The organism is Curtobacterium sp. MCBD17_023 (genome assembly GCF_003224415.1).
Taxonomy (GTDB): domain Bacteria; phylum Actinomycetota; class Actinomycetes; order Actinomycetales; family Microbacteriaceae; genus Curtobacterium.
Genome location: NZ_QKLJ01000004.1, coordinates 105,953 through 120,335, shown reverse-complemented (window position 1 = coordinate 120,335; position 14,383 = coordinate 105,953). Strand labels below are relative to the sequence as shown.

General features: G+C 72.2%; 12 protein-coding genes and 1 tRNA gene. 9 read left to right on the top strand and 4 right to left on the bottom strand.

Annotation, left to right across the window (positions count from 1 at the left end; all coding sequences use genetic code 11):
• Positions 1 to 12: 12 nt before the first annotated feature.
• Positions 13 to 276 (top strand): DUF3039 domain-containing protein, encoded by a 264-nt coding sequence (locus tag DEI84_RS07535; protein ID WP_110823714.1) that lies wholly within the window; start codon positions 13 to 15, stop codon positions 274 to 276.
• Positions 277 to 303: 27 nt separating this feature from the next.
• Here DEI84_RS07535 and DEI84_RS07530 read toward each other — a convergent pair whose 3' ends face one another.
• A complete protein-coding gene (locus DEI84_RS07530) occupies positions 304 to 1,551 on the bottom strand; it encodes a nicotinate phosphoribosyltransferase (protein WP_375537648.1) in 1,248 nt (415 codons plus the stop codon).
• A gap of 137 nt (positions 1,552 to 1,688) precedes the next feature.
• Here DEI84_RS07530 and murI point away from each other — a divergent pair, with 137 nt between their 5' ends.
• The 3 genes from murI to rdgB all read left to right on the top strand — a co-directional run bounded on the left by murI (position 1,689) and on the right by rdgB (position 3,954).
• Positions 1,689 to 2,528 carry a glutamate racemase gene (gene murI / locus DEI84_RS07525; protein WP_110890467.1) on the top strand — a complete coding sequence of 280 codons (840 nt, stop codon included), beginning with the start codon at positions 1,689 to 1,691 and terminating at the stop codon, positions 2,526 to 2,528.
• Between the two features lie 83 nt (positions 2,529 to 2,611).
• The gene (gene rph / locus DEI84_RS07520) at positions 2,612 to 3,361 is read left to right on the top strand and encodes a ribonuclease PH (protein WP_110823716.1); all 750 of its coding nucleotides are present in this window, start codon (positions 2,612 to 2,614) and stop codon (positions 3,359 to 3,361) included.
• A complete protein-coding gene (gene rdgB / locus DEI84_RS07515) occupies positions 3,358 to 3,954 on the top strand; it encodes an RdgB/HAM1 family non-canonical purine NTP pyrophosphatase (protein WP_110890284.1) in 597 nt (198 codons plus the stop codon). Before rph ends, rdgB begins: the two co-directional genes overlap by 4 nt.
• Before the next feature lie 188 nt (positions 3,955 to 4,142).
• Here rdgB and DEI84_RS07510 read toward each other — a convergent pair whose 3' ends face one another.
• From DEI84_RS07510 to DEI84_RS07500, 3 genes are all read right to left on the bottom strand, one after another.
• Positions 4,143 to 4,817: a DedA family protein gene (locus DEI84_RS07510; protein WP_110823718.1), complete on the bottom strand. Its 675-nt coding sequence runs from the start codon at positions 4,815 to 4,817 to the stop codon at positions 4,143 to 4,145.
• 146 nt (positions 4,818 to 4,963) lie between these two features.
• A tRNA-Leu gene (locus tag DEI84_RS07505) sits at positions 4,964 to 5,043 on the bottom strand.
• Positions 5,044 to 5,145: 102 nt separating this feature from the next.
• Entirely contained in the window at positions 5,146 to 6,414 is a 1,269-nt protein-coding gene (locus DEI84_RS07500; RefSeq protein ID WP_110890283.1) for an MFS transporter, read from the bottom strand.
• 42 nt (positions 6,415 to 6,456) lie between these two features.
• Between DEI84_RS07500 and mnmA the strand changes: the two genes are divergently transcribed.
• The 5 genes from mnmA (at position 6,457) to gatC (ending at position 14,383) form a co-directional block, all read left to right on the top strand.
• Entirely contained in the window at positions 6,457 to 7,563 is a 1,107-nt protein-coding gene (mnmA, locus tag DEI84_RS07495; RefSeq protein WP_110890282.1) for a tRNA 2-thiouridine(34) synthase MnmA, read from the top strand.
• Positions 7,564 to 7,638: 75 nt separating this feature from the next.
• Positions 7,639 to 10,008, top strand: a complete 2,370-nt coding sequence (ligA, locus tag DEI84_RS07490) for an NAD-dependent DNA ligase LigA (RefSeq protein ID WP_110890281.1) — start codon at positions 7,639 to 7,641, stop codon at positions 10,006 to 10,008.
• Between the two features lie 180 nt (positions 10,009 to 10,188).
• Entirely contained in the window at positions 10,189 to 11,532 is a 1,344-nt protein-coding gene (locus DEI84_RS07485) for an alpha/beta hydrolase (RefSeq protein ID WP_110890280.1), read from the top strand.
• 183 nt (positions 11,533 to 11,715) lie between these two features.
• Positions 11,716 to 14,046, top strand: coding sequence for a transglycosylase domain-containing protein (locus DEI84_RS07480; RefSeq protein ID WP_258371731.1), 2,331 nt, complete (start codon positions 11,716 to 11,718; stop codon positions 14,044 to 14,046).
• 37 nt (positions 14,047 to 14,083) lie between these two features.
• The gene (gatC, locus tag DEI84_RS07475; RefSeq protein WP_110823724.1) at positions 14,084 to 14,383 is read left to right on the top strand and encodes an Asp-tRNA(Asn)/Glu-tRNA(Gln) amidotransferase subunit GatC; all 300 of its coding nucleotides are present in this window, start codon (positions 14,084 to 14,086) and stop codon (positions 14,381 to 14,383) included.

The following is a 14,383-nucleotide window of genomic DNA, read 5'->3' as shown; positions in this document are numbered from 1 at the left end:
TACGCTGGTGTCATGAGCACGACGGAACCCGGTGGTGGCGGCCTCGACGTGATGGACCGCGAACTCGAGAAGCTCCTGGAAGAGGAGGCGATCGAGCCCGGCGACCACGAGCGGTTCTCGCACTACGTCAAGAAGGACAAGATCCTCGAGTCCGCCCTGACCGGCAAGGCCGTCAAGGCGCTCTGCGGCAAGAAGTGGATCCCGGGCCGCGACCCGGAGAAGTTCCCGGTCTGCCCGGACTGCAAGGCCATCTACGAGAAGATGAAGTCCGAGTAGGACCCCCGCCGCCCGGCACCCGCGCGCTCAGATGACGAGCGTCGGGATGGCCGGATCGCCGCGACCGATGCGCTCGGCGTCCGCCGGCAGCTCGGCCTTCGCGCGCTTGTGGTGCGCCCGGGCCGCCTCGACCCCGGCGGCGCCGAGGAACGCGGGGTCGACCTCACCGGAGGTCACCACGGGGACGAGCAGGTCCCGCTCGTCCGGTCCGACGGATCCGGAGGTCAGCACGACCTCGGCGGTCGCGATCCCGTTGCGCAGGCGACGGCCGGCCTCCTTGCGGCCGCCCGTGGACGCCTTGTCGGCCGACTTCTTCGCCACCGGGACCCACTCGCCGGCGGGGGAGTGGTGCGCGACGAGCTTGAACACCATGCCCGCGGCGGGGTGCCCGGAGCCGGAGACGACGGACGTGCCGACGCCGTACGAGTCCACCGGGGCGGCCCGGAGCGCGGCGATCGTGTACTCGTCCAGGTCGTTCGTCACGGTGATCTTCGTGCTGGTCGCCCCGAGCCGGTCGAGTTGGGCGCGGACGCTCGCGACGACCGACGGCAGGTCGCCGCTGTCGATGCGGACGGCGCCGAGCTTGCCGTTCGTCAACCGGACGGCGGTGTCGACGGCGGCCTCGATGTCGTAGGTGTCGACGAGCAGCGTCGTGCCGGTGCCGAGCGCGTCGATCTGCGAGCGGAACGCAGCCTCCTCGGTGTCGTGCAGGAGCGTGAAGGCGTGCGCGGCCGTGCCCATCGTCGGGATGCCCCACGTCCGCCCGGCCTCCAGGTTGCTCGTCGCGCCGAAGCCCGCGATGTAGGCGGCACGGGCGGCGGCCACGGCGTTCCACTCGCCGGTGCGGCGGGAGCCCATCTCGGCGAGCGGGCGTCGGTCGGCGGCGGACACCATCCGGGCGGCTGCGGAGGCGATGGCCGAGTCGGCGTTGAACACGCTCAGCGCGAGCGTCTCGAGCATCACGGCCTCGGCGAAGGTGCCCTCGATCTGCAGCACGGGGGAGTTCGGGAAGAACACCTCGCCCTCGCGGTAGGCGCGGACGTCCCCCCTGAAGCGGTAGTCGGCGAGCCAGCGCGCCGTGCCCTCGTCGATGACGCGGCGGTCCCGGAGGAAGCCGATCTCCTCGTCGCCGAAGCGGAACTCGGTGAGCTGGGTGAGGAAGCGCCCGAGTCCGGCCGCGACGCCGTACCGGCGCCCGTCCGGCAGGCGGCGGGCGAACACCTCGAAGACGCAGCGGCGGTCGGCGGTGCCGTCCTTCAACGCGGCGTCGACCATGGTGAGTTCGTACTGGTCGGTCAGGAGCGCGGTGGTCACGCGTCCGACCCTACCCAGCGGGCCCGCCGCCCGGCCAGGGACCGCCGGGAGGTCCGGTGCGCGTCCGCCCCGTCGGTGGCGTCGGTACGCTGGTCACCGTGACGGATGCACCGATCGGAGTCTTCGACAGCGGCGTCGGCGGGCTCACGGTGGCCCGGGCGATCATCGACCAGCTGCCCCGCGAGAGCGTCCGCTACGTCGGGGACACCCTGCACTCGCCGTACGGCCCGAAGCCGATCGCGGACGTCCGGCGGTACGCGCTGCAGGTGATGGACGACCTCGTCGACCAGGGCGTCAAGGCACTCGTCATCGCGTGCAACACCGCGTCCTCGGCGGTGCTCCGGGACGCCCGCGAACGGTACGAGCAGGCGACGGGCATCCCGGTCGTCGAGGTCATCCAGCCCGCGGCCCGCGCGGCCGTCAAGCAGACCCGCACCGGACGGATCGGGGTCATCGGCACGATCGGCACCATCGCGTCCCGCGCCTACGAGGACGCCTTCGCGGTCGCCGCCGACGTCACCCTCACCACGGCCGCGTGCCCGCGGTTCGTCGAGTTCGTCGAGGCGGGCGACACCTCGTCCGCCGAACTCCGCGAGGTCGCCGCCGGGTACCTCGCCCCGGTCCGGGACGCCGGGGTCGACACCCTCGTCCTCGGCTGCACGCACTACCCGCTCATGTCGGCCGCGATCCAGTACGTGATGGGGCCGGACGTCACGCTCGTCTCCAGCGCCGAGGAGACCGCGAGCGACGTCTACCGCCGCCTGGTCGAACACGGGCTCGAGCGCACGAGCACCGAGCCGCCGAGCCATTCGTTCGAGGCCACCGGTGCCGACCCCGACGGCTTCGTCCGGCTCGCCCGTCGCTTCCTCGGACCCGAGGTCGCCGCCGTCGGCCACCTCGAGACCGGCACCATCACGCTCCCACGCGCCCTGCGCTGACCTTGCCCGGCCCGCCACCCGGCGGGCGCGCGACCGACCGGACCACCCGCACCGAGCCTCCAGGCCGGACCGAGAGGAACACCATGAACGCCACCGACGGACCCGTCCGCATCGACGGTCGGACGACCACCGACCACCGCCCCGTGACGATCGAACGCGGCTGGAGCAGCCAGGCCGAGGGCAGCGCGCTCATCTCGTTCGGGAACACGAAGGTGCTCTGCACCGCCTCGTTCACGAACGGTGTCCCGCGCTGGATGGCCGGCAAGGGCACCGGCTGGGTCACCGCCGAGTACTCGATGCTCCCGCGGTCGACGAACGAACGCATGCAGCGCGAGTCGATCAAGGGCAAGGTCGGCGGCCGCACGCACGAGATCTCGCGACTGATCGGCCGGTCGCTCCGCGCGGTCGTCGACATGAAGGGCCTGGGCGAGAACACGCTCGTCCTCGACTGCGACGTGCTGCAGGCCGACGGCGGCACCCGCACGGCGTCGATCACCGGCGCGTACGTCGCGATGGCCGACGCGATCGAGTGGGGCCGGTCGAAGGGCTTCATCGGCAAGAAGGCGACGCCGCTGACGGACAGCGTGCAGGCGATCTCGGTCGGGATCGTCGGCGGGGTGCCGATGCTCGACCTGGCGTACGAGGAGGACTCGCGCGCCGACACCGACATGAACATCGTCACGACCGGGTCGGGGAAGTTCATCGAGGTGCAGGGCACGGCGGAGCACGCGCCGTTCGACCGCGAGGAGCTCGACGCGCTGCTCGACCTCGGACTCGCGGGCAACGCCTCGCTCGCGGCCGTTCAGCGCGAGGTGCTGGGGCTGTCCTCGTGACCGGCACGGTCGTCCTCGCGACGCACAACCAGGGCAAGGTCGTCGAGCTGCGGGAGATCCTCGGCGAGGCACTCGGCGGGGTCGAGCTCGTCGCGTACGACGGCCCCGAGCCGGTCGAGGACGGCGACACCTACGCGGCGAACGCGCTCATCAAGGCCCGGGCTGCGGTCGCCCACACGGGGCTGCCCGCGCTCGCGGACGACTCCGGCATCGCGGTCGACGCGCTCGGGGGTGCGCCGGGCATCCACTCCGCCCGGTACGCCGGCACCCGGGTGGACGCGGACAACATCGCGCTGCTGCTGCAGAACCTGGAGGGTGTGGTCGAGCGGACCGCGGCCTTCGTCTGCGCGGCCGCGTTCGTGACGCCCTCCGGCACCGAGCACGTGTTCGAGGCGGTGTGGAACGGCGAGGTCGGCACCGAGCCGGTCGGTGACGGCGGCCACGGCTACGACCCGGTGTTCCGGCCGGACGACGCGGAGGGGTCGGCAGCGGAGCTGACCCGCGCCGAGAAGAACGCGCTGAGCCACCGGTCGAAGGCGTTCCGGGGCATCGCGCCGATCGTCCGCGAGTGGTTCGAGGGCGCCGAGCGGTAGCCGCTCGCGGTTGGCGGGGTGCCCGGTGCCCGGTGCCCGGTGCCGATCGGACGGGCACAACACGAACCGGCTCGAACCGCGGATCTCCGTGGTTCGAGCCGGTTCGTGTTGTGCTGGTCCAGCTCGCGCCGGCCTCGGTCGGGCCGGCGTCCGTCCGTCGGGCCGGCGTCCGTCGGCCACTGCGGCGGCTACGGCAGCGGGTCGGCCTGCTTCGCCTTGCGGGAGTTGCGGACGTACGTGATGACGGCGGGGACCACCGTGACGACGACGGCGGCGAGCAGGATCACGTCGATGTAGTTGCGCACGATGTACGCCACCGCGGGGATGTACCCGAGGAAGTACCCGAGGAACGTCACGCCGACGCCCCAGATGACCGCCCCGACGGCGTTGTACAGCGAGTACTTCCGGTAGTTCATCCGGCCGACGCCGGCGGCGATCGGCGCGAAGGTCCGGACGACGGGGACGAAGCGGGCGAGGATCACCGCGAGGGCCCCGTACCGGTGGAAGAACGCGTTCGTCCGGTCGACGTTCGCCTTCGAGAACAGACCGCTGTCCTTGCGCTCGAAGATGGGCGGTCCGGCCTTCTTGCCGATGTAGTACCCGAGCTCGCCGCCGATGAACGCGGCGGCGCCGATCATGAGCGCGACGACCCAGATCGGGATGCCGCCGATCTGCCCGTGGCGGTCGAAGGCGAACAGGCCCGTGATGACGAGCAGGCTGTCCCCGGGGAAGATGAACCCGACCAGCAGGCCCGTCTCGGCGAAGATGATGGCGCAGACGACGAGCACGGCGAACGCCCCGAAGTGGTCGAGGATGTACTGCGGATCCAGCCAGGGGATCAGGGCGAGTGCGACGGAGTCCATGGTTCTTCCGGTCGGCGGACGAGGGCGGATGGCACCCGCCGGACCGAGGGTACCGTGCGGGCATGTCCTGGCCATCCGTCGTCAGGCTGACGTCGATCGACGAACGCCGGCTTCCGGACCGGGACCGTCGGTCCCGCGTCACCCGGTGCGGAAGGAGGGACTCGAACCCTCACGCCGAAGCACAGGAACCTAAATCCTGCGTGTCTACCGATTCCACCACTCCCGCTGGCCGCACCAGTGTACGCAGGAGGGCCCGTGGCGGAGCCGCAGTGGGCCACCCGCCGGCCGGCCGGCCACCCGCGGCGGGACACCGCCGGGGCGGCGCCGCTCAGCGCAGCGTGCGGGGCAGGTAGCGCGGCACGTAGCGGAGCAGGACGCCGGCACCGACGAGCCCGAGCACGCCCATCACCCCGCTCGCGACCGCGATCGTCGCGACCGCGGTGACACCCGAGATGACGAGCGGGGCTGCCGCGGAACCGACGTCCCCGGTGAACCGCCACGCCCCGAGGAACGGAGCCGGACGGTCGGCGGGCGCGAGGTCGGCACCGAGCGTCATGAGGATGCCGGAGCCGACGCCGTTCGCGAGCGACATCGCCATCGCCACCGCGACGAACCAACCGACCCGGGCGTCGAGGTGGTCACTCCCGGCGAGCAGGAAGTAACAGACGCTCAGGCCGAGCAAGCAGGGCAGGGCGCTCGCCAACCGGCCCCACCGGTCCATGATCTGGCCGCTCGTGTAGAACAGCGCGAAGTCGACCGCCCCGGCGATGCCGATCACGAGCGCGGCCGCCGAGTCGTCGAGTCCGACGTTGACCGCCCAGAGCGGCAGGATCACCTGGCGGCCCGCCCGCATCGCGCCGATGAGCGCGGCACCGCTGCCGAGCCGGACGAGGACCCGGTGGTGCTGACGGAGGGTGCCGAACAGCCCCTCGGACTCCGCCTGCACGAACTGCTCGCCCTCGTGCTCCGCGGGCGCCGGCCGGGAGGCGCGGCGCGGCCACTGCAGGCCGCGCGCGCCCGTCGCCGGGTCGCGGATGACGAGGAGCACGACGGCCGCGCCGAGACAGCACACCACGTGCACCCAGAACGCGCTCTGCGTCGTCCCCGTGAGGTGCACGACGCCCGCGGCGAGGAACGGGCCGACGAAGTAGCCGAAGCGGAACACCCCGCCCAGGCTCGACAGCGCGCGGGCCCGGATCCGGAGCGGGATCGCGGTGGTCAGGTAGGCGTGCCGGGCGAGCGCGAACACCGCCGTCGACAGGCCGACCAGGAAGACCCCGACCGCGAGCACGACCGGGTTCGGCGCTGCCGTGCAGACGAGCAGGCCGACGACCGACACGACCGCGGCGCCGATCATCGCGTTCCGTTCGCCGATCCGCGCGACGACGACCCCGGAGGGCACGTCGCCGATGAGCTCGCCGACGAGGATGAGGGACGCGACGAAGCCGGCGATCGCGAGGCTCGCCCCGAGGGAATCCGCGGCGATCGGGATGATCGGGATGATCGCGCCCTCGCCGATCGCGAAGAGCGCCGCGGGCAGGAAACCGGACAGCAGGACGCCACGGAGGTCGAAGCCGTCGTTCGGGGTGCTCGTCATCGTCGAGCAACGGTACGCCGGTGTCGGAGTTACCCTGGACGCATGCGTGTTCTGGCGGCGATGAGCGGTGGGGTCGACTCGGCGGTGGCCGCTGCCCGGGCGGTCGACGCCGGCCACGACGTCGTCGGCGTGCACCTCGCCCTGAGCCGGATGCCGGGCACCCTCCGGACCGGCAGTCGCGGCTGCTGCACCATCGAGGACTCGATGGACGCCCAGCGGGCCGCCGCCGCACTCGGCATCCCGTACTACGTGTGGGACTTCTCGGCGCGCTTCAAGGAGGACGTCGTCGACGACTTCGTGGCCGAGTACCAGGCGGGGCGCACCCCGAACCCGTGCATGCGGTGCAACGAGCGCATCAAGTTCGCCGCGCTGCTCGAGAAGGCCCTCGCCCTCGGCTTCGACGCGGTCTGCACCGGGCACTACGCCTCGATCGTCACCGGCGCCGACGGCTCGCGCGAGCTGCACCGCTCAGCGGCGTGGGCCAAGGACCAGTCGTACGTCCTCGGCGTGCTGACCGCCGAGCAGCTCCGGCACGCGATGTTCCCGCTGGGCGCCACCCCGTCCAAGGACGAGGTCCGGGCCGAGGCGGCGGCGCGCGGGCTGACGGTCGCGCAGAAGCCCGACTCCTACGACATCTGCTTCATCCCGGACGGCGACACCCGCGGCTGGCTGGCGGACCGTGTCGGCACCGCGCCCGGCGAGGTCGTGGAGCGCGACGGCACGGTGGTCGGCTCCCACGAGGGCGCCACCGGGTACACCGTCGGACAGCGTCGCGGCCTGGCCCTCGGCCGTCCCGCAGCCGACGGCAAGCCCCGCTTCGTGCTCGAGATCCGTCCGAAGGACAACACCGTCGTGGTCGGCCCGAAGGAGGCCCTCGACGTCGCCTCGCTCTCCGGCACCCGGTACACCTGGGCGGGAACGGCCCCGTCCGACCCGTCGACGCCGTTCCGGTGCGACGTGCAGATCCGCGCCCACGCCGACCCCGAGCCGGCGACCGCGCGGGTCGAGGACGGCGCCCTCGTGATCGAGCCCGACGAGCCCCTGTCCGGCGTCGCACCCGGGCAGACCGCGGTCGTGTACGTCGGCACCCGGGTGCTCGGGCAGTGCACGATCGACACCACGGTGTCGGCCGCTCCCGTCCCCGCCTGATCCGGCGCTCCACGCCCCCGGACGGGCGCACCGCTGCTGCGCGCGGCGTCGGTGGAGCACGGTAGAACTGACTGCATGAGCGAGACCGACGCGACCTTCGAGACCATCGACCCCGCGGGGCTCGACGCCGCGCAGGCCGCTCGGGAGGTCGACCGGCTCCGCGCCCGTGTCACCGAGCTGCGTCACGCCTACTACGAGGGCAACGGTTCCCCCGTCGCCGACGCCGAGTACGACGCGATGATGCGCCGGCTCGACGCGATCGAGCAGCGCTTCCCCGAGCTGCTCACCGAGGACAGCCCGACGCAGACCGTCGGCGGGCAGGCCCAGACGACGCAGTTCGCGCCGGTGGAGCACGCGGAACGCATGCTCAGTCTCGACAACGTGTTCAGCCCGGAGGAACTGACCGACTGGGCGCTCAAGGTCCAGCGGGACGCCGGGACCGAGCGCGTGCGGTTCCTCACGGAGCTGAAGATCGACGGCCTCGCGATCAACCTGCGGTACGAGCACGGCCGGCTCGTCTCGGCGGCGACCCGTGGGGACGGCGTCGTCGGTGAGGACGTCACCGGCAACGTCCGGACGATGGGCACCATCCCGGACCGGCTCGCCGGCACCGGACACCCGCCTCTCGTGGAGGTCCGGGGCGAGATCTTCTTCCCGGTCGCGCAGTTCGACGAGCTGAACGCCCGGCAGCGCGACGCCGGCGAACGCGTGTTCGCCAACCCCCGCAACGCAGCAGCGGGCTCCCTGCGCCAGAAGGAGGAGGGCAAGTCCCCGGCGAAGCGCGAGCTCATGGTCGACCGCCTCCGCCGACTCCGGATGCTCGTGCACGGTATCGGTGCCTGGCCGGTGCGGGACCTCGAGCGGGACACCGACGTCCGCGCCCAGTCCGAGGTGTACGAGCTCCTGCACGAGTGGGGACTGCCGACCGGCACGCACCACCGCGTGTTCGACTCGATCGAGGACGTCCTGGGGTTCGTCACGGACTACGGGGAGCGCCGGTCGGCGGTCGAGCACCAGATCGACGGCATCGTCATCAAGGTCGACGACCTGGCCCTGCACGAGGAGCTCGGCTCGACCTCCCGCGCGCCGCGCTGGGCGATCGCGTACAAGTACCCGCCGGAGGAGGTCCACACGAAGCTGCTCGACATCGTCGTGAGCGTCGGACGGACCGGGCGCGCGACACCGTTCGCGTCGATGGCCCCGGCCGAGGTCGCCGGCTCGGTCGTGCGACAGGCGACGCTGCACAACCAGCAGGTCGTCAAGGCGAAGGGCGTGCTGATCGGCGACACCGTCGTGCTCCGCAAGGCCGGCGACGTCATCCCCGAGGTCCTCGGCCCCGTGGTGGAGCTCCGCGACGGCACCGAGCGCGAGTTCGTGATGCCGACGGACTGCCCCGAGTGCGGTACCCCGCTCCGTCCGGCGAAGGAGGGGGACATCGACCTCCGCTGCCCGAACGCGGAGAGCTGCCCGGCGCAGGTGCGCGGGCGGGTGGAGCACATCGCATCGCGCGGGTCGCTCGACATCGAGGGCCTCGGTGAGGTCGCCGCCGCCGCCCTGACCCAACCGGTGTACCCGGAGACGCCGCCCCTGGTGACGGAGGCCGGGCTCTTCGACCTGACGATGGAGGACATCGTCCCCATCGAGGTCATCGTGCGGGACGCCGAGACCGGCATGGAGAAGACCGAGGACGGCGGCGCCCCGAAGCGCGTCACCCCGTTCAGCCGGGCACGCAAGAAGACCGACCCGCCGTTCGACCCCGAGGCCCGCGGCGCCGACTACACGGGGGCGCCGGGCCGCTACCCCTCGAAGAACGCGTTCGAGATGCTCGCGAACATCGACGCCGCGAAGACGAGGCCGCTGTGGCGGATCCTGGTCGGCCTGAACATCCGGCACGTGGGACCCGTGGCGGCCCGCGCGCTGGCGAACCACTTCGGGTCGCTCGACGCGATCCGGTCCTCCTCGCGGGAGGACCTGGCGGCGGTCGACGGCGTCGGCGGCATCATCGCGGACGCCCTCCTCGACTGGTTCGAGGTCGACTGGCACCGCGAGATCATCGACCGGTGGACCGCGGCCGGCGTGCAGCTCACCACCCCCGGCCACCCGGGCCCGGGCGCAGCCGTCGCCGAGGGCGGTGTGCTCAGCGGCGTGACCGTCGTCGCCACGGGATCGCTAGAGGGCTTCACGCGGGAGGGCGCGCTCGAGGCGATCATGGCCGCGGGCGGGAAGGCCGCGTCGAGCGTCAGCAAGAAGACCGACTTCGTCGCCGCCGGGCCGGGTGCGGGGTCGAAGCTGACCAAGGCCGAGCAGCTCGGCGTGCGGGTCATCGACGCGGCGCAGTTCGCGGTCCTCGTCACCGAGGGGCCGGCAGCGCTCGCCGATCCGGCCCCGGACGACGCGGTGCCGGACGAGGCGGTGCCGGACGACGCGGAGAAGCCCGCGACCTGATGCGGACGCATGCACACCGGAGCGGGATCCGGCTGCTGCGACGCGCCAGGGCCTGTCCCCAGTACGGGGGGCAAGTTGCATCCCGCATGACCCCCGAAGGGCCGTTCTCCATACACTCGACAGCGCATCACCTGTCGTCTGCAGGGGAACGACAGGCTGGCCTTCCAGGGGGAGACCCGTTTGCTGCTCTTCGCCGCGGCGCTGCTGACCGCCTCGATGCACTCGCAGGGAGTGGTCGAGGCCCCGGCCGTGCCCGCCGTCGCCGTCGTCCAGGCGACCTCGTCCGCGCCCATGCGACACGCGCCTCCCGAGCAGGGACGGGACGGAGCCGTCGACGCTCTCGCCGACGCCACCGGGCAGCGCTGGCTCGAGGTGCTCGCGGCGGCACCGCCGACCGTCCTGCGCGCGGCCGACGCCGACGGCCGGGTCCTCACCACCGCGATGGACGACCCGCCCACCAGCAGCACGGTGACGGCGTGGTGGTCGGCGCTCTCACCCGCGACGCGGACCGTCCTCACCGACGACGCCCCGGCGGTCCTCGGCAACCTCGACGGGGTCCCCTTCGACGTGCGGGACGCGGCGAACCGAGCGGTGCTGACGTCGGAACTCGCCGACCCGCAGGCCCCGACGGCGCTGGCCGCGATGCTCGGACAGGTGCAGGAATCGCTCGAGCAGGAGCCCGGCGACCCGCGCAAGTACCTCGTCACGCTGGACACGCGGGGGAGCGGTCGGTGCGCGATCTCGGTCGGTGACATCGGGACGGCCGGGCACGTGTCGGTCGTCGTCCCGGGCATCTTCTTCACCGTGAACGGGCAGATGGCGGACTTCACCGCGACCGCCGGTGACGTGTACCGGGAGCAGGCGACCGTCGCCCCCGTCGCGGCACCCGCGGACGGACCCGGGGTGGCGGTCCTGGCCTGGATGGGCTACCGCACGCCGGGCATCTCCGACTTCATGTCGCTCGACCTCGCGCACCTCGGGGCGGACCGACTCGTCCGGACGCTCGACGGCATCCGATCCGTCCGCACCGGCCACGAGCCACGGCTCGGCGTCGTGGCGCACTCGTACGGGTCCACCACGGCGATGATCGCACTCTCGTCGGGGCGGGTCACGGTCGACAGCCTCACCATGCTGGGGTCGCCCGGCAGCGCGGTCACCACGGCCGACCAACTCGCGGTGACCCCGGGGCAGGTGTACGTCGGCGGAGCGCACTGGGACCCGGTCGCCGGGACCGGCTTCTTCGGGACCGACCCGGGCCTCGCCGCGTTCGGGGCGGCACGGCTCGACCTCCTCGTCGCGGACGACCCGGACGGAGGCGGCGACGTGTTCCGACAGCCGTTCGGGCACAACGACTACCTCAAGCCGGGCACCGCGTCGCTGCACGACGTGGCGCTCATCGCGGTCGGACGGGGTGACCTGGTCCGTGGTGAGCACCACGAGGGCGACGGCCGGCACGGCGACATCGTCCAGGCGACGCCGGACATGTACCTCGTCCGGCCGCAGGACCTCCAGCCGCGCGACTGACGACCACGGGGTCGGCGGACGTGACCGGATCGTGACCCGGGGGTGCGCTGGGAGGCGATCCGTGCCTCCCGGCCGCACCGTCGGGGCGGGTGCGAGCCGGTCGTGCGCCTTCCTGTGCGGCCGCGCAGCCCCGAGCCGGCGCGCAGCAGACCCGACCCAGCGCGGCTCCCTACCGTCCTCGACATGCGGATCGCGCGCTGGCCGGGGGCCTTCCTGATGTTCGTCGTCATGTCCGTGCTCGCCGGGCTGCTCGTCGCCGTCGCGGTGACGCCGACGGTGGCGGTGGCGGGCGAGGGGGCCTCGGGGGCCGCGGAGTTCTTCGAGGACCTGCCGAGCTACCTCGACATCCAGACACCGCAACAGCTCTCGACCGTCTACGCGAAGCAGGGTGGCAAGGACGTGCCGATCGCCTCGTTCTACGCGGAGAACCGCACGGACGTGACGTCGTCGCAGATCGCCGACAGCCTCAAGCAGGCCGCGATCGACACCGAGGACCCCCGGTTCCGCGACGAGGGCGGCATCGACGTCGTCGGCACCATCCGCGCCGCCATCGCCGACGCCCTGCACGCGGGTGTCCAAGGCGGGTCGAGCATCACCCAGCAGTACGTGAAGAACGTGCTCGTGCAGCAGTGCGAGCAGCTCACCGGTAAGGACCCCGCGTCCACCAAGACGAAGGTGGACGCCTGTTACGACAAGGTCGCCGGCCAGACCGAGGCCCGGAAGCTCCAGGAGATCCGGTACGCGATCGCGGTCGACCAGAAGTACACGAAGGACCAGGTCCTGACCGGGTACCTCAACATCGTCGGCCTCGGCGGGCGTGTCTACGGTGCGGAGGCCGGTGCGGAGTACTACTTCGGCGTGCACGCGGCGGACCTCTCCCTCGTGCAGTCCGCGACCCTGGTGGCGATCCTCAACAACCCGTCGTACCTGCGCATCGACGAGCCGGACAGCACCGCGAACGGTGCGGCGAACGGGTACCGGCTGACGAAGGTCCGGCGCGACTACGTCCTGCGCCGCATGCACGCCCACGGCACGATCTCGCCGGCTGCCCTGCGGAAGGCGGTCGCGACGCCGATCACACCGCGGATCACCGACACCGCGAACGGGTGCTCGAGCGCCGCGACGAAGTACGACGCGGGGTACTTCTGCGACGCCGTGCGGTCACAGCTGCTCGCGGACCCGGCGTTCGGGAAGACGGCCTCGGACCGGATCGCGACGCTCGACACGAAGGGGCTGTCGATCCACACCTCGCTCGACCTCGACCTGCAGCACACCGCGCAGGCGGCGCTGTCGTCGTACGTGCCGACCACCATGGCGGGCGTCGACGCCGGTGGGGCGAACGTCACCGTCGAACCCGGGACGGGACGCGTGCTGTCGATGGTGCAGAACACGGACTACACGCAGTCGGACGCCCCGACCGCCGGTGCCACGGCGGTGAACTACAACGCGGACCAGGCCGTCGGCAGCTCGGGCGGCTTCCCGACCGGTTCCACCTACAAGGTCTTCACCCTGGCGGACTGGTTGGCGAACGGACACACGCTGTCGCAGTCGGTGTCGACGACCGAGCACACGTTCCCGCAGTCGGAGTTCACGAACTCGTGCGTCGGTGTCGGCGGTGCGCCGTGGCAGGTCGCCAACGCCGAGCAGGTGGAACCGACGATGAGTGTGCTCGCGGCCACCGTGGAGTCGATCAACACCGCGTTCGGCGCGATGGCGAAGCAGCTCGACCTGTGCGGCATCCAGAAGACCGCCGAGGCGATGGGCATCCACCAGGCCGACGGCAGTGCACCCGACTCGAACCCGGCGTCGGTCCTGGGAACGAACCCGCTGTCGCCGATCGACCTCGCCGAGGCGTACGCCGGCTTCGCGAACGGCGGCATCGTCTGCACGCCGACCACGATCGACTCCGTCACGACCGCCAGCGGCGGCACGATCCGACCGACCCCGCCGACGTGCTCGCGCGGCGTCAGCGCCGAGGTCGCCGGCACCGTCGACTACGCGCTCCAGGGCGTGCTGTCGGGGAAGGGGACGGCCGCGAGTGCGGACCCCGGCGACGCGGTGCCGAAGTTCGCGAAGACCGGCACGACGGACGGTGACGAGCAGAACTGGCTCATCGCCTCGTCGACGAAGTACACGAACGCCACGTGGATCGGCAACGTGCAGGGCCACGTCCGGTTGGCGGACTGGCCGTTCCTGCAGGGGACGACCGGGTACAGCGCGAAGTTCGGGGTCGGCAAGCAGATGATGGCCTACCTGGACGGCGTCGTCGGCGGGGGGCCGTTGCCTGCGCCCGACCCGGCGCTCATCGGGTCCGCGGCGCCGGCGTCGACCGCGGGCACAGCACCGGGCGCGGGCACGGGGACGTCCGTGGGCGCGGGGACGCAGGGTGCCCAGGCGCAGGGTCAGGCGCAGCAGCCCGCTCCGGCATCGGCTGCTCCGGCTCCGGCTCCGGCTCCGGCTCCGGGTCCAGGAGCCGAGGAGGGGCGTCCGACCTCCGTCCGGCCCGCCCAATAGACTGGGCGGCATTCCACGAACCGATCGACGGAGCACCATGCCTGACATCACGAGCGAGCAGGTCGCCCACCTGGCGAACCTCGCACGTATCGCACTCACGCCCGACGAGATCGAGAAGATGACCGAGGAGCTGTCACTCATCGTCGACAGCGTCGCGAAGGTCACCGAGGTCGCGACCCCGGACGTCCCCGCGACGAGCCACCCGGTCCCGCTCGAGAACGTCTCCCGCCCCGACGAGGTCGGCCAGACGCTCACCCAGGAGCAGGCCCTCTCAGGTGCCCCCGACTCGGACGGCGAGCGCTTCCGCGTGACCGCGATCCTCGGCGAAGAACAGTAG